This window comes from Streptomyces yongxingensis (assembly GCF_055597465.1).
This window is the reverse complement of the sequence record NZ_CM145717.1, coordinates 4,963,653-4,979,453: the sequence shown is the minus strand read 5'-3', so window position 1 is coordinate 4,979,453 and position 15,801 is coordinate 4,963,653. Positions and strand designations below refer to the sequence as shown.

Genomic DNA, 15,801 nt, shown 5'->3' with positions numbered 1-15,801 from the left:
CTGCGCAGCGGGGGCGCGACGGTCCCCGCCCGTCGGGTGGCGGGCGGGGCGAGAGCGTGCGCGGCGAGCGCTGTGGTGGTGGCCTGTATCAGTTCCCCGCGCTATGCCGCATCCTTGAAGGTGTGGAGTTCCTCGGGGACGAGTCGGTCGGGCGTGAGGGGAGAGCGCAGGACGTGACGACAGCCGGCGCACCTGCTCATAACGCTTCAGCGCACAACTACGGACGCGGTGCCACGGAGCCCCCGGGCCCGAGGCACCATGGATGGATGCCGCGCGACGACGAGAGCCCAGGAGCACCCAAGGGAGCTCCCGGGGGTACGGGGACGATCGGCGCCCTCGTCGGGCGCGCAGCCGAGGGGGACGAGCAGGCCACCCACGATCTGCTGGCCCTGGTCCACCCGCTGGCCCTGCGCTACTGCCGTACGAGGCTGTCCCGACTTCCGGGTGATGCCCGCCACTTCGTGGACGACCTGGCGCAGGAGGTCTGTCTCGCGGTGCTGTGCGCGCTGCCGCGCTACCGCGACACCGGAAAGCCCTTCGAGGCGTTCGTCGTGGCCATCGCCTCCCACAAGGTCGCCGATCTCCAGCGGGCCGCCATGCGCCACCCGGGCTCCACGGCCATTCCCTCGGACGAGATGCCGGAGCAGCCGGACGATTCGCTGGGGCCCGAGGAGCGGGCGCTGCTCAGCAGCGACGCGGAGTGGGCCAAGAAGCTCCTGGCCAACCTTCCGGAGAACCAGCGCGAGCTGGTGCTGCTGAGGGTCGCGGTCGGGCTGACGGCGGAGGAGACCGGTCAGATGCTCGGGATGTCTCCCGGGGCGGTGCGGGTCGCCCAGCACCGGGCGCTGAGCAGGCTGCGCGCGCTCGCCGAGCAGTGAGCCCGAGGCCCACCGGAGTTCCGACCGGCTCGTTACCTTGTTGTGCCTTCCGTATTCAGCAGGTCGCTGAGAAGTTATCCACAGGGCGGAATGAGGCACTCGGGGAGCCCGTTAGCATGGGAGTCCGCGCTGGGGCAAGACCATTGGAAGGGTGTCATGACTGACAACGTCGACGGAGTGCCTGAGAAGTTCGCCATGCTCGGGTTGACGTACGACGATGTGCTGCTGCTGCCGGGCGCCTCCGAGGTGCTGCCGAACGCGGTCGACACCTCGTCCAGGGTCTCCCGGAACGTCCGGGTGAATGTGCCGCTGCTGTCCGCCGCCATGGACAAGGTCACCGAGTCCCGGATGGCCATCGCCATGGCGCGTCAGGGCGGCGTGGGCGTGCTGCACCGCAATCTGTCCATCGAGGACCAGGCCAACCAGGTCGACCTGGTCAAGCGGTCGGAGTCCGGCATGGTCACCGACCCGATCACGGTCCGGCCGGACGCCACGCTGCACGAGGCGGACGCGCTGTGCGCGAAGTTCCGCATCAGCGGTGTGCCGGTCACGGACGCCGTGGGCAAGCTGCTCGGCATCGTCACCAACCGTGACATGGCCTTCGAGGTCGACCGGGGCCGCCAGGTCCGTGAGGTCATGACCCCGATGCCGCTGGTCACCGGCAAGGTGGGGATCTCCGGCGAGGACGCGATGCAGCTGCTGCGCCGCCACAAGATCGAGAAGCTGCCGCTGGTCGATGACGCGGGCGTGCTCAAGGGCCTGATCACGGTCAAGGACTTCGTGAAGGCCGAGCAGTACCCCCAAGCGGCGAAGGACGCGGGCGGGCGGCTGGTCGTCGGCGCCGCCGTCGGTGTCGGCGACGAGTCGTACGAGCGGGCGCAGGCGCTGGTCGAGGCCGGGGCCGACTTCCTGGTCGTGGACAGCGCGCACGGCCACAGCCGGGGCATCCTCGACATGATCGCCAAGATCAAGTCCAATATCGCGGTCGATGTGGTGGGCGGCAATGTCGCCACCAGGGACGGCGCCCAGGCGCTGATCGACGCGGGGGTGGACGGGGTCAAGGTCGGCGTCGGCCCGGGTTCGATCTGCACCACGCGCGTGGTCGCGGGCATCGGCGTGCCGCAGGTGACGGCGATCTACGAGGCCGCCCGTGCCTGCCACGCGGCCGGGGTGCCGCTGATCGGCGACGGCGGTCTGCAGTACTCGGGCGACATCGCCAAGGCGATCGCGGCCGGCGCGGACACGGTGATGCTCGGCAGCCTGCTGGCCGGCTGCGAGGAGTCGCCGGGCGAGATGGTCTTCATCAACGGCAAGCAGTTCAAGTCCTACCGGGGCATGGGCTCCCTGGGCGCGATGCAGACCCGCGGCCAGGCCCGCTCGTACTCCAAGGACCGCTACTTCCAGGACAACGTCCTGTCCGAGGACAAGCTGGTCCCCGAGGGCATCGAGGGCCAGGTGCCCTACCGCGGCCCGCTGGCCTCGGTCGCGCACCAGCTGGTGGGCGGTCTGCGGGCGTCGATGGGCTATGTCGGCTCGGCCAATGTGGCGGAGCTGAAGGAGAAGGGCCGCTTTGTGCGGATCACCGCGGCGGGCCTCAAGGAGAGCCACCCGCATGACATCCAGATGACCACCGAGGCGCCGAACTACTCCGGCCGTTGATCCGCGCCGTCCGTGCCGTCCGCGCCGTCCGTGCCGTTCACCCGGGCGACCTTGCGACGGTGCGGGCAGGGATACTGGGACGGCTGTTCGTGAACAGGGAAAGGCACCCACGTGACTGAGATCGAGATCGGGCGCGGCAAGCGCGGCCGCAGGGCGTACGCGTTCGACGACATCGCCGTTGTGCCGAGTCGTCGCACCCGGGACCCGAAGGAGGTCTCGATCGCCTGGCAGATCGACGCCTACCGCTTCGAGCTGCCGTTCCTGGCCGCGCCGATGGACTCGGTGGTCTCGCCCCGCACCGCGATCCGCATCGGTGAGCTCGGCGGCCTCGGAGTGCTCAACCTCGAGGGGCTCTGGACCCGTTACGAGGACCCGGAGCCGCTGCTGGCGGAGATCGCCGAGCTGGACGAGCACACCGCGACCATCCGGATGCAGGAGATCTACGCCGAGCCGATCAAGGAGGAGCTGATCGGCCAGCGGCTGAAGGAGGTGCGGGACGCGGGCGTGGTGACCGCCGCCGCCCTGTCCCCGCAGCGCACGGCGCAGTTCTCCAAGGCCGTGGTGGACGCGGGGGTCGACATCTTCGTGATCCGCGGCACCACGGTCTCCGCCGAGCATGTCTCCGGTGCCGCCGAGCCGCTCAACCTCAAGCAGTTCATCTATGAGCTGGACGTCCCGGTGATCGTGGGCGGCTGCGCCACCTACACGGCAGCGCTGCACCTGATGCGCACCGGTGCGGCCGGTGTGCTGGTGGGCTTCGGCGGCGGCGCCGCGCACACCACCCGCAATGTGCTGGGCATCCAGGTGCCGATGGCCACGGCGGTCGCCGATGTCGCCGCCGCCCGCCGGGACTACATGGACGAGTCCGGTGGCCGCTATGTGCATGTGATCGCCGACGGCGGCGTCGGCTGGAGCGGCGACCTGCCGAAGGCCGTCGCCTGCGGCGCGGACGCGGTGATGATGGGCTCCCCGCTGGCCCGGGCCACGGACGCGCCGGGCCGCGGTCATCACTGGGGCATGGAGGCCGTGCACGACGAGGTGCCGCGCGGCAAGCGCATGAACCTGGGCACGGTGGGCTCCACCGAGGAGATCCTCCTCGGCCCCTCGCACACCACTGACGGCTCGATGAACTTCTTCGGCGCGCTGCGCCGCGCGATGGCCACGACCGGCTACTCGGAGCTGAAGGAGTTCCAGCGGGTCGAGGTCACGGTCGCCCCGTCGGCCCGCGACAAGCGCTGAGCGTTCTTCACATGCCGGTTCGGCAACCGGTTCGACGAGGGGAAGGCCCCGACCGCCTCGCGGTCGGGGCCTTCCCCTCGCTGTGTGATGTTCAGGCTCAGCGGTTGCTGATCCGGTAGGCCGTGCTGACCGCCGCGACCGGCGCGAGCGCCATGAAGATGTAGGTCAGCGCGTCGGAGTCTTCCTTCCACGACTTCCACAGGTCGCTGAAGTGGTCGAAGAAGATCTCGTTCGAGGAGAGCACCTGGCTGCTGGCGCCGCCGCCGATCTTGTCGGCGTAGTTGCTCATCACATCGTGCAGGATCATGGCGTAGCCGTAGAGCTCGCCGAGGAACACCGCGGCCAGGGCCAGCACCGCGCCGACCACCCACAGCCCCGTGTTGCGGCCGCCCAGCTTGGCGACCGCCAGACCGATGAGCGCGCCGACGACCACACCGGCGTACGCGAACTGCGTGACCTCCGGCGGGGTCTTGTCCGTGTCCGCCATCGCGCTCAGCAGGAACGCGTAGAGGAACGCGCCGACGACAGTGGCCACGAGAGCGGCGCCCACCGCCAGCAGCGGGTTGCCCGGTCGGCCGGCCGGCGGCGCGGGCGGCGGGAAGCCGCCGCCGTACTGCGGCTGGGGCTGCTGGGGCTGCTGCGGCTGCCCCTGCGGGTAACCGTAGCCGGGCTGCTGCGCGGAGCCGTACCCACCGGCCTGCTGGGGCGGGGCGGGCTGCTGCGGATAGCCGCCCGGCTGCTGCGGGTACCCGCCTGGCTGCTGTGGCTGCTGCCAGTTCTGGCTCATGGAATTCCCCCGGGGATGAAGGTGTTGAGACCGCGTTCCGGGGACAGCTCGGCTGATGAGCGGCTGCGGGCTGGGAACGCGGAAGGAAACTTTCGAGCCATAAAACTAACAGGCATGCATGACAATCAGACAAGTCGTGTCCAGCGTCCGTGACATGGCTGGGACCGGACGGAGACACGTTGGCCCGGCATATGCGGATTCGTCGCCGCTATTCGGCGATGCGCTTCGCGACGAGGTAACTTTCCGCTCCCGCCACGGCGTAGAAGGTGATGTCGTTGCGCCCCAGGATGTGATCGCGCCAGTAGTCCACCACCAGCCCGAAGTGCTCGATCAGGGTGTCGGCGGTGGGCCAGGAGCTCTCGTCCCCCATCAGCACCGCGACGCCGATCAGTTGCGCCAGCGAGACGCTGACCACGGCCAGCGGTATGGCGACGAGCGCCAGCAGCGGCGCCCGGCCGCCCAGCTTGCCCAGCGCGGCGCCGGTCAACAGTCCGATGCACAGCGCCCAGTAGCCGACCTCCTGGCCACGGTGGCCGATTTTGCCCTGGATGAAGCCGAAGACCAGGGCTCCGAGCAGGGCCGCCGCGATGCCCGCCGCGAGGCCACGGGCCGGTCGTGGGGCCTGAGCTGCGGAGGAAGCGGACGTGATCATGTCGGCAAGGTAGCAGTGGCATGGCCGCACGGTGGTGCGAATGACATCAGTGCCGGGACAGAATCCGGCATAAGCAATAATGTCAACTTATGGCGCAGAACAAGTCGTTCAATGGGCGTGACATGGGTATCGACCTCGGCACCGCCAACACACTGGTGTACGTACGGGGCAGGGGCATCGTGCTCAACGAGCCGTCGGTTGTGGCCGTGAACACAGTCGACGGGAGTGTGCTGTCGGTGGGTTCGGCGGCCAAGGAGACCATGGGGCGGACGCCGACGAACATTGTCGCCGTGCGGCCGCTGCGCGATGGCGTGATCGCCGATTTCGAGATCGCCGAGCGCATGCTGCGGTACTTCATCAAGAAGGTCATGGGCAGCCGCCGGCTCGCCCGTCCCCGTGTGGTGGTCTGTGTGCCCTCCGGGATCACCGGCGTCGAGCGGCGCGCGGTGATGGAGGCCGCCACCCAGGCCGGGGCGCGTCAGGTGCATCTGGTCGAGGAGCCCATCGCGGCGGCGATCGGCGCGGGGCTGCCGGTGAGCGAGCCGACCGGCTGCATGGTCGTCGACATCGGCGGCGGTACGACGGAGGTCGCCGTGGTCTCGCTGGGCGGCATCGTCACCGCGCGGTCGGTGCGCACCGCGGGCGACGCGATGGACGTCGCGATCAGCTCCTATGTGAAGAAGCAGTACGCGCTGGCGATCGGTGAGCGGACCGCCGAGGAGATCAAGGTCTCCATCGGCTCCGCCTCGCCCACCGGGCCGCTGTCCGTACCGCGGGTCTCGGAGTCCGTCCGGCGGCCCGAGCGGAATGTGGAGGTGTTCATCCCGAGCCAGAGCGAGGACAACGAGGACACCCAGGCGCTGCTGCCGCCGGACCGCTGCACCATCCGCGGCCGGGACCAGGCGACCGGGCTGCCCAGGGTGCTCGAACTGACCTCGGACGAGGTGCGGCACGCCCTCGCCGAGCCGGTGGACAGCATCGTCGCGGCCGTGCGGGCCACGCTCGACGAGACCCCGCCGGAGCTGGCGGGCGACATCATGGACCGCGGCATCGTGCTGACCGGCGGCGGGGCCCTGCTGCGCGGCCTGGACGTACGGCTGGGGCGCGAGCTGAACATCCCGGTGCTGGTGGCCGACGACCCGCTGGACTGCGTGGCCATCGGCACCGGCCGCTGCGTGGAGGACTTCGCCTCGCTGCGCACCGCGATGGACGCACGGCCCCGCAGGCCGGACGCCGTGCGGGTGTGACGCCTCAGCGCACCGCCGGGAATGCCCTGACACGCCGTCGATCGTCTTGCGGCGCCGTCGTGGCCGGCCACCGCGGCGCAGCCGCGTATCGGCACAGCCGCGGCGGCGCCGCACACCGACACGGCCCCGCGCCCTTCGGGGTGCCGTTCGAACCGCGGCCGACTTCCGCGATCTGCCGAGGACGCCTCGGGGCGGCCCGGCGGGCCTCCCCGGGGCGGCGGCCTTGAGCGTGCGGCACCGTCCTCGGCGTGGTGGGCTGGTGACACCGCGTCGGTCCCGTGCGTCGCGGGCGGACGGCAGGCGCGGGCGTCGAGGTGGTGGTCGTGGGGCGCGGCAGGACGTACCGGCGGGCGGTCGTCGCGACCGTCACCACGATCCTGGTCGCGATCACTTCCCTCCTGTCGACGCCCGCCGGGGCAGCCACGGTGGTTCTGGCGGACGGCCAGGGGGGTCATGGCGCGGCCATGGCGGCGGTGCGGGGCCGCGTGCCTTACGGCGCCACCGCGACGGACGGTCGAGAGGCTCGCGGCGGCACGCCGGAGGGCCGTGGGCCTGACGTCGCCACGACGGCGAACGGCGGCGGGGCTCACGGGGCGGCCACGCCCCACGCGGCCTCCCGCCGGTACCCCGTGTCCGTCGAGCTGGCCTCCCTCACCCCTGCCGTGATCCGTCAGGGCGGCGAGCTGAGGATCAGCGGGCGGGTGACCAATACCTCCGGGCGGCGGGTCGGGGCCGCGCGGATCGGGGTGCGGATCGGGGCCGCCGGGGCGATCGACACCCGGGGCGGGCTCGCCACCGTGGCCCGTCGTACGCCCCTGACCCGGGCCGACGGCCCCGAGGTGGCCGACCGCACGGCCCGTCTCGCCCCGCTGCCGACCGGCGCCGAGCGCGCCTTCCGGCTCACCGTGCCCGTCCCCGACCTGGAGCTGGACGGCGCCGGGGCGTACGCGCTCACCGTGCACGTCGTCCGCGCGGACGGCGCGGCCGCCGGGACCGTACTCGGGCTGACCCGCACCCACCTGTCCGTGTATCCCGACGCCACCCGGCTGGAGCCGCTGCGCACCACCGTGCTGTGGCCGGTCCTGGACACCCCGCGGATGGAGGCGCTGACCCTGCGCACCCAGGACAGCGTGCTGCCGGTCTTCCGCGACGACCAGCTCACCGCCGCCTTCGGGCCGGGCGGGCGGCTGCGGCGGCTGGTCGAGATGGGCAAGGGGCAGCCGGTCACGTGGGTGCTCGATCCGGATCTGATCGTCCAGGCGCGGGCCATGGCCACCGGCTACCGGGTGGCCCGTACGCCCGGTGACACCGATCCGCGGCAGGCCACCGAGGGCAAGGGCGGCGCGGCGGCGGCGGGCTGGCTGGCCGCGCTCCGCGCGGCGGTCCGGGGCCGGGAGGTGATCGCGCTGCCGTACGCGGACCCGGATCTGGCCTCGCTCGCCCGCGGCGGCGGCGCCCCGCTCGCCGGGCTGCTGCGCCGGGCCTCGCGCACCGGCCGGAGCGTGGTGGACCGGGCGCTGGGCGTCCACGCGCGCGCCGGTGTGGGCTGGCCCGCGGGCGGTGAGCTGGACGGCGGGATCGCCCGGTACGCCAAGGGGCTCGGCCTGGACACGGTGCTCGCCTCCGGCGCCGGGGTGGCCTCCGCCGGTGAGCTGGTCTCCGAAGGGGCCACCGACGACGGAGCCGTCTCGCTCGAGGGCGGCACGACCGCGCTGCGCTACGACGCGGCGATCGCGTCCCAGCTCTTCGCGAGCCGCCCCGCCGCGGGCGCCTCCGGCGCGCCCGCCCGGCTGCGCTTGCGCCAGCGGCTGCTCGCCGAGACCCTTACGGCCGCGCGGGAGCTGCCGTACGCCCGCCGCGAGCTGGTCATGGTGCCGCCGCGCCGGATGCCGCTCGCGGTCGGCCGGGTGCTGCTCACGGTGGCGGCCGAGGGCCGTAAGGCGGGCTGGCTGGAGCCGGCCGGGTTCGCGGCCGCGCTGCGCAAGCCCACGGCCGGGCGGCTGCGGGGCTTCGACGGCTATCCGCTCGCGCGCCACGCCCCCGAGCTGCCGCCCTCCCGGCTCGCGGCGGTGGTCCGGGACCGGCTGCGGATGCGCGCCCTGGCCAAGGTGCTGTCGGACGCGCGGGCCACCGCCGCGTCCGTACGGGCCGCGCTGGCCCGCTCCGTCGCGACCGCCTGGCGCGCCGACCCGGCGGGCGCGGCCTCGTACCAGCGGGGGGTCTCCCGCTATCTGACCGCCTCGATCGCGTCGGTAAGGCTGGTGCCGAAGTCCACGGTGGTGGTGACCGGGGGGTCGGCGACCATCCCGGTCACCGTCGACAACGGCCTCCAGCAGGACCTCACCGGGGTGGAGCTCCGGGTCCTCTCCAGCCGCCCCGAGCGGCTGAACGCCCGGGACCGCGCGGTGCCGGTCCAGGCGTCGCGGGCGGTGAGCCGTACGGTGCGGATCCGGGTGAGGGCGTACGCGAACGGGCCGGTGCGGCTGACCGCCCGGCTCTACACCACCACCGACGGCAGGCCCTGGGGCGCGCCGATGACGTTCACGGCGGATGTGCGGTCGGTGCCGTCGGGAGCGGTGATCTTCGTGCTGGGCGGGACGGCGCTGATCGTGCTGGCGGTCGTGTTCCGGCTGCGGCGTACGCGGACCCGGTGACGAAGGGGGGCCCAAAACGGAGCCGGGCGGCACTCACAGCCGGTGCGCCGTCCCCGCCGGTCCCGCCCCCCGGGTGTCCAGCAATAGCTGGGCCTTCACCGAGAGCCCCTGCAGGTCGTAGGTGCGGTGCGGCTGCAGCAGGACGGTCAGGTCGGCGTCGGCCGCCGCCTCGTACACCGAGTCGGCGCGCGCCACCTCGCGCCCCAGCACCCGCCAGCGCGTGACGTACGGATCGTGGTAGCTGAGCCGGGCGCCCAGCTCGATCATTCGGGAGGCGATCTCCCGCGCGGGCGAGCCCTCCGGGTCGGCGACGTCGGCCTTGTAGCCGACGCCGAGCAGCAGCACATGCGCGCCGCGCGCCGACTTCCCGTACTCGTTGAGCAGGGCCGTGCAGCGGCGCGTGACATAGCCCGGCATCCGCCCGTTGACCTGCTGCGCGAGCTCCACCATGCGCAGCGGGATGCCGAGCCCGCGCTGCGGGTCCGCCATGTGGCCGTGGTCGACCGGCACGCCGTGGCCGCCGACGCCGGGGCCGGGGCGGAAGGACTGGAAGCCGAACGGCTTGGTCTCGGCGCAGCGGACCACGTCCCATACATCGACGCCGAGGTCATGGCAGTACACCGCCATCTCGTTGACCAGGGCGATGTTGACGTGCCGGTAATTGGTCTCCAGGACCTTGACGGTCTCGGCCTCGCGGGTGCCGCGGGCCCGGACGACCTTCTCGGTGAAGCGCCCGTAGAAGGCGGCGGCCGCCTCGGTGCAGGCGGGGGTGAGGCCGCCGATGACCTTCGGGGTGTTGGCGGGGCCGTGGGCGCGGTTGCCCGGGTCGTGGCGGCAGGGGGAGTAGGCGAGGTGGAAGTCGCGCCCGGCCCGCAGCCCGGATCCCTCCTCGAGAAGCGGACGGAGGAATTCCTCGGTGGTGCCGGGGTACACGGTCGATTCCAGCAGAACGGTGGTGTGCGGGCGCAGCCGCGCCGCGAGCGTACGGGCCGCCTCGCCGACCGCCGACAGATCCAGTCTGCGGTCGTCCCCGAGCGGGGTCGGGGCGCAGATCACAGCGGTGCGGACGCGGCCGAGCTCGGCGGGGTCGGCGGTGATCCGGAAGCCCTGGGAGGCCATCCGGCGCAGCTCGGCGGCGGAGAGCAGGCCCTCACCCGAGCCGGCGGGCAGCCGTCCGGCCCGGAGGTCGTGGGCCGCGCGCGGATCGGGGTCGTAGCCGACGGTGCGGACGCCGGCGGCGGTGGCCGCCCGGGCGAGAGGAATACCGAGATGACCGAGTCCGATGACGGCGAGATCTGCGGGCATGACGTCGTGTCGTCCTTCCCGGGACGATGTCGGATGGCGCAAAGGCAGACTAAGCGGAAATATGACTCGTATTCAGTATTGGTGAGGGGTGTTGACACGGTGTCGCGGCGATGGCCGGAGCAGCGGCATAGCACAGGGGGGAGAAAGCCAGGAAAATCGGCAGGGCGGCGTGGCGTCGATCACAACGGGAGGCAGCGGTGAAAACACCGGCACTGGGACCGGCCGAGCGCGGCGAGGCGCTGGCCCGGATGGCGGACCGTGAGCTCGATGTGCTGGTCGTGGGCGGCGGAGTCGTCGGCGCGGGCACCGCGCTGGACGCCGCGACGCGGGGCCTGGAGACCGGTCTGGTCGAGTCGCGGGACTGGGCCTCCGGGACCTCCAGCCGGTCCAGCAAGCTGATCCACGGCGGACTGCGCTATCTGGAGATGCTGGACTTCGCACTGGTGCGCGAGGCGCTGAAGGAGCGCGGGCTGCTGCTGGAGCGGATCGCACCACACCTGGTCAAGCCCGTGCCGTTCCTGTATCCGCTGCGACACCGGGTCTGGGAGCGGTTCTACGCGGGCTCGGGTGTCGCCCTCTACGACACCATGTCGATCTCCTCCGGGCACGGCCGCGGACTGCCCGCCCACCGCCATCTGAGCCGCGGCCGGGCGCTGCGCGTCGCCCCCTGCCTCAAGAAGGACGCGCTGGTCGGGGCGTTGCAGTACTACGACGCCCAGATGGACGACGCCCGCTACGTCACCACGCTCGTGCGCACGGCGGCGGAGTACGGCGCCCACGTGGCCAACCGCGCGCGGGTGGTCGGCTTCCTGCGGGAGGGCGAGCGCGTGGTCGGCGCCCGGGTGCACGACCTGGAGCAGGGCGGCGAGTTCGAGGTCCGCGCCCGGCAGGTGGTCAACGCCACCGGGGTGTGGACCGACGAGACCCAGGCGCTGATCGGGGAACGCGGCCAGTTCCACGTCCGGGCCTCCAAGGGCATCCACCTGGTGGTTCCCAAGGACCGCATCCACTCCACGACCGGGCTGATCCTGCGCACCGAGAAGAGCGTGCTGTTCGTGATCCCCTGGGGCAGGCACTGGATCATCGGCACCACGGACACCGACTGGGACCTGGACAAGGCCCACCCGGCCGCCTCCAGCGCCGATATCGACTATCTGCTGGAGCATGTCAACGAGGTCCTCGCGGTGCCGCTGACCCGCGACGACGTGGAGGGCGTCTACGCCGGGCTGCGCCCGCTGCTGGCCGGGGAGTCGGACGCCACCAGCAAGCTCTCCCGCGAGCACACCGTCGCCCATCCGGTGCCGGGCCTGGTGGTGATCGCGGGCGGCAAGTACACCACGTACCGGGTGATGGCCAAGGACGCCGTGGACGAGGTGGTGCACGGCCTCGACCGCCGGGTCGGGCCCTGTGTCACCGAGGAGATCCCGCTGGTCGGCGCCGTCGGCTACAGGGCGCTGTGGAACGCCCGGGAGCGGATCGGCCGGCAGTACGGGCTGCACGCGGCGCGGATCGAGCATCTGCTCAACCGCTACGGCTCGGCGGCGCAGGAGGTGCTGGACCTGATCGCGGGCGACGCCTCGCTGGGGAAGCCGCTCGCCGGGGCGGAGGACTATCTGCGCGCCGAGGTCTCTTACGCGGCCTCGCACGAGGGGGCCCGCCATCTGGACGACGTCCTCACCCGCCGCACCCGCATCTCGATCGAGACCTTCGACCGCGGTACGCGCTGCGCCCGCGAGGTGGCCGAGCTGATGGGGCCGGTGCTGGGCTGGGCCGAGGACCAGCTCGACCGGGAGGTCCAGCACTACGAGAAGCGGGTGGAGGCGGAGCGCGAGTCCCAGCGCCAGCCGGACGACCTGACGGCGGACGCGGCCCGGCTGGGCGCGCCGGACATCATCCCGCTGTAGGAGCTGTCCGGCGGGCTTCGTCGTGGTGGACAGAACTCGGCCTCGAGCAGGGACGTTTCTGCGGTCAGACCGGAGGCGGCGGTGCTGTTGAGCCGGTAGGCGAGGCTGTGGCGGCCGTCGGGGGTGGTCACGGCCAGCGCGTACGAGCCGTTGATCTCCCCGTTGTGGCCCCACAGCGTCACCCCGCACGCCAGCGGCACCGGGAAGAGCCCCATGCCGTAGCGGCCGTCGGAGGCGGAGGTGTTCCGCATCTGCCGCAGCTCGGCCCGGGGCACGACCTTGCCGCGCAGCAGCCCGGGGAGGAGGCGGGTCAGATCGTCCAGCGTGGAGATCAGCTCCCCCGCGGCCCCCGCCGAGGAGGGATTGAGGTCGGTGACGTCGCGTCGGGCGCCGCCGTCCCCGGCCCCGCCGTCCCGCGTGTAGGCGCGGCCGTGCGGGTCCGGGAGGGCGGTTCGGGTGCCGGGGAAGGAGGTCCCGTGCAGACGCAGGGGGGCGAGCACGTCGCGCCGGGCCTCGGTCGCGTAGGAGCGGCCGGTGACCCGCTGGACGACCATGCCCAGCAGCACGTAGTTGGTGTTGGAGTAGCGCCAGGTGGCCCCGGGCGCGAAGTACGGGCGGTGCGCGACGGCGGTCCGCACCAGGGAGGCGGGGGTGCGGGTGCGGTCGGCCGCGGCGGAGAGCTGACGCGCCAGCACCGGGTCGGCGGTGTAGTCGAACAGCCCGCTGGTCTGGTTCAGAAGCTGACGAATCGTGATGGTCCGGCCGTCGTTGCCGTGGCCGCGCACCAGCCCCGGGAGGTGCTCCTCCACCGTGTCGTCGAGGCCGAGCCGCCCCTGGGCGGCAAGACGCAGCGTTACCGCCGCGATGACGGTCTTGGTGAGGCTGCCCGCCCGGAAGTGGTCGTTCCGGTGGATCCGGCGCCCGGTGCGGACGTTCGCGACCCCCGAGGCGAGGTACCGGGTGCCGCCGCCCTCCCGGCGGATGAGCACCGCGGCCCCCGGCGCGTCGCCCTGGTCCGCCAGCCGCCGTACGGCGGCGCGCAGGACACCGTTACGACCGCCCTCGGCACCCGGACTCGCGCTCGCCCGCGGGCCCGCGTCCCGGCCCGGTTCCGTGGCCGCCGCGCCGCAGCCGGACAGGACGAGTGCGAGGGCCGCGGTGAGCGCCGGTGCGGTCGGCATACGGCTCCGCCTGTGCCATCGTATGGCGGAGATGGGCATGACACGGACCTCCGTTTCCTGCGTACTTCCAGATGGTCGCAGGTACCGCGGTGGCCGCCACGCCGCGCCCCGGACCCGGGGCGGTTCCGGGTCCGCGGATGAGAGACAATGGACGCTCTCCCAGGGTGGGTTCAGGGTGGGTAGATTTGCAGAGGGGTCGCATGTCGGAGGCTGAGAAGACGCAGGGTTCGACTGGGCGCCTCCTCGCCGGGCGGTACCGGCTCGGGGAGATTCTCGGTCAGGGCGGCATGGGCACGGTCTGGCGTGCGAGTGACCAGACCCTCGGCCGTACGGTCGCGGTCAAGGAGCTGCGCTTCCCGTCCAGCGTGGAGGAGGACGAGAAGAGACGGCTCATCACCCGCACACTGCGCGAGGCGAAGGCGATCGCCCGGATCCGCAGCAACGGCGCCGTCACCGTCTACGACGTGGTCGACGAGGACGACCGCCCGTGGATCGTCATGGAGCTCATCGAGGGCCGCTCCCTCGCCGACGTCGTCCGCGACGACGGCCCGCTGACCCCCAAGCGCGCCGCCGAGGTCGGGCTCGCCGTCCTCGACGTGCTGCGCGCCGCCCACCAGTCGGGCATCCTGCACCGCGATGTGAAGCCCTCCAACGTGCTGATCTCGGACGACGGCCGGGTCGTCCTCACCGACTTCGGCATCGCCCAGGTCGAGGGCGACCCGTCGGTGACCTCGACCGGCATGCTCGTCGGCGCGCCCTCCTACATCTCCCCGGAGCGGGCCCGCGGCCACAAGCCCGGCCCGCCGGCCGACCTGTGGTCGCTGGGCGGACTGCTGTACGCGGCGGTGGAGGGCGTGCCGCCGTACGACAAGAGCACGGCCATAGCGACCTTGACCGCCGTGATGACCGAGCCGGTGGAGCCGCCGAAGAACGCGGGCCCGCTGGAGGAGGTCATCTACGGCCTGCTCACCAAGGACCCGGACCGGCGGCTCGACGACGCCGGGGCGCGGGCGCTGCTGGAGCACGTGGTGAACGGGCCGGAGGTGACCAAGGCCCCCGCCGACGCGACCCGCACGATGAGCCTGCCGCCCGCCCCGTCGAAGGACGACGAGGCCGCCGCCGGGGCCAAGGAGACGGCCGTCGCGGAGCGCAGGCGCGGCGCGCTGAAGTCGGTGCGCAACGCGGCTGCCGCCGCGGCCGTGAAGAAGGCGGGGGACGAGAGCGAGGCGGAGCCGGAGTCGGCGTCGGCGTCGGGCGCGAAGTCCGGGGCCGCGGGCTCCGCGTCGGACGCCGCGACGCCCGAGGCCGCGCCCACCCCGCGGCCTTCCCTGCCGCCGCGCGCCTCGATCACCGACGTGGTGCCCAAGCGCAGGCTGATCATCATCGCGGTGGTCGTGGTGCTCGCCATCGTGGCCACCGTGCTCGCCATCGTCCTGAACGACGGCGGGGACGGCGGCGACAAGGCCAAGGGCTCCTCCGGCGGCGACAAGTCCGCCTCCGCCGGGGCCTCGGGCGGCTCCAAGGAGGACCAGGGCAAGGGCACGGACAAGACCGGCCAGTCGGCGGGCGAGTCGCCGAAGGAGGGGTCTTCCGGCGGCAAGCAGAGCGGTCAGCCGGATGCCTCCAAGGGTTCGGACGACAACGCGGGCAAGGGCGGCGGCGGAAGCGGCGACAACAGCGGTAAGGGCAAGGACGGCGGCGGTAAGGGCGGCCTGCCCGACGGCTACAAGACCGTCAAGAGTTCCGACTTCCCGTTCAGCATGGCCATGCCGGAGGGCTGGTCGGTCCACTCCGGGAGCTATTCCGGAAGCCGTAAGTACTACGGCGGGTCCAGCATTCCGCGTATTCAGATCGACTTCACCAACGCGCCCAAGTCCGACGCGGAGGCGGACTGGCGCAAGAGCGAGGAGAACGCCCGGCGCACCATGTCCGGCTACAAGGGCCTCGGCATCAAGTCGGTCGACTGGCGCGGCTATCCGACCGTCGCGGACTGGGAGTTCGAGCGACTCGATCGGGACGGCAAGCGGGTCCACGTCATCAACCGCGGCTTCAAGGCGGACGGCAGCCATGGCTTCGCCATACTGATCACCTGCGAGGCGAGCAAGTGGGACGACAAGGAGTGCACCACCCTCCGCCAGACCGCCTTTGACACGTTCAAGATTACGGACTGAACACTCCTGTCGGCGAAGCGTCGTTCGGGCACGTATCGTGAGAGGCCCTAGACTGTGCGCAGCCGCAGGAACCCGCCAAAGCGACCAAATTTGAAGGGTTTCAGACTGCGCTGACCGCTGATGA

At 72.2% G+C, this 15,801-nt stretch carries 11 protein-coding genes; 7 read left to right on the top strand and 4 right to left on the bottom strand.

What is annotated here, in order from left to right:
• Positions 1–266 precede the first annotated feature (266 nt).
• From ACZ6TD_RS21020 to ACZ6TD_RS21010, 3 genes are all read left to right on the top strand, one after another.
• Positions 267–878 (top strand): sigma-70 family RNA polymerase sigma factor, encoded by a 612-nt coding sequence (locus tag ACZ6TD_RS21020; protein ID WP_471356224.1) that lies wholly within the window; start codon positions 267–269, stop codon positions 876–878.
• A gap of 156 nt (positions 879–1,034) precedes the next feature.
• On the top strand, positions 1,035–2,537 hold the full coding sequence (gene guaB, locus ACZ6TD_RS21015; protein WP_471356222.1) for an IMP dehydrogenase: 1,503 nt from the start codon (positions 1,035–1,037) through the stop codon (positions 2,535–2,537).
• 111 nt (positions 2,538–2,648) lie between these two features.
• The gene (locus ACZ6TD_RS21010) at positions 2,649–3,776 is read left to right on the top strand and encodes a GuaB3 family IMP dehydrogenase-related protein (protein WP_471356220.1); all 1,128 of its coding nucleotides are present in this window, start codon (positions 2,649–2,651) and stop codon (positions 3,774–3,776) included.
• A gap of 97 nt (positions 3,777–3,873) precedes the next feature.
• On the opposite strand, the gene ACZ6TD_RS21005 is transcribed toward ACZ6TD_RS21010, so the two are convergent.
• Positions 3,874–4,563, bottom strand: a complete 690-nt coding sequence (locus ACZ6TD_RS21005) for a hypothetical protein (protein WP_138914359.1) — start codon at positions 4,561–4,563, stop codon at positions 3,874–3,876.
• Between the two features lie 208 nt (positions 4,564–4,771).
• Positions 4,772–5,215, bottom strand: a complete 444-nt coding sequence (locus ACZ6TD_RS21000) for a hypothetical protein (protein WP_471356219.1) — start codon at positions 5,213–5,215, stop codon at positions 4,772–4,774.
• An 89-nt stretch (positions 5,216–5,304) separates the two neighbouring features.
• On the opposite strand from ACZ6TD_RS21000, the gene ACZ6TD_RS20995 reads away from it, so the two are divergent.
• Together ACZ6TD_RS20995 and ACZ6TD_RS20990 are read left to right on the top strand one after the other, a co-directional pair.
• Positions 5,305–6,462, top strand: a complete 1,158-nt coding sequence (locus ACZ6TD_RS20995) for a rod shape-determining protein (protein WP_137979104.1) — start codon at positions 5,305–5,307, stop codon at positions 6,460–6,462.
• A gap of 323 nt (positions 6,463–6,785) precedes the next feature.
• Positions 6,786–9,116 carry a DUF6049 family protein gene (locus tag ACZ6TD_RS20990; protein WP_471356216.1) on the top strand — a complete coding sequence of 777 codons (2,331 nt, stop codon included), beginning with the start codon at positions 6,786–6,788 and terminating at the stop codon, positions 9,114–9,116.
• A 33-nt stretch (positions 9,117–9,149) separates the two neighbouring features.
• On the opposite strand, the gene ACZ6TD_RS20985 is transcribed toward ACZ6TD_RS20990, so the two are convergent.
• A complete protein-coding gene (locus ACZ6TD_RS20985) occupies positions 9,150–10,421 on the bottom strand; it encodes a nucleotide sugar dehydrogenase (protein ID WP_471356214.1) in 1,272 nt (423 codons plus the stop codon).
• A gap of 197 nt (positions 10,422–10,618) precedes the next feature.
• Between ACZ6TD_RS20985 and ACZ6TD_RS20980 the strand changes: the two genes are divergently transcribed.
• A complete protein-coding gene (locus tag ACZ6TD_RS20980; RefSeq protein WP_471356213.1) occupies positions 10,619–12,325 on the top strand; it encodes a glycerol-3-phosphate dehydrogenase/oxidase in 1,707 nt (568 codons plus the stop codon).
• Here the strand turns inward: ACZ6TD_RS20980 and ACZ6TD_RS20975 are convergent.
• Complete coding sequence (locus ACZ6TD_RS20975; protein WP_471356211.1) at positions 12,223–13,506, bottom strand: serine hydrolase domain-containing protein; 1,284 nt, start codon at positions 13,504–13,506, stop codon at positions 12,223–12,225. The genes ACZ6TD_RS20980 and ACZ6TD_RS20975 overlap by 103 nt on opposite strands.
• 200 nt (positions 13,507–13,706) lie before the next feature.
• Here ACZ6TD_RS20975 and ACZ6TD_RS20970 point away from each other — a divergent pair, with 200 nt between their 5' ends.
• Positions 13,707–15,677, top strand: coding sequence for a serine/threonine-protein kinase (locus ACZ6TD_RS20970; RefSeq protein ID WP_471356210.1), 1,971 nt, complete (start codon positions 13,707–13,709; stop codon positions 15,675–15,677).
• Positions 15,678–15,801 lie beyond the last annotated feature (124 nt).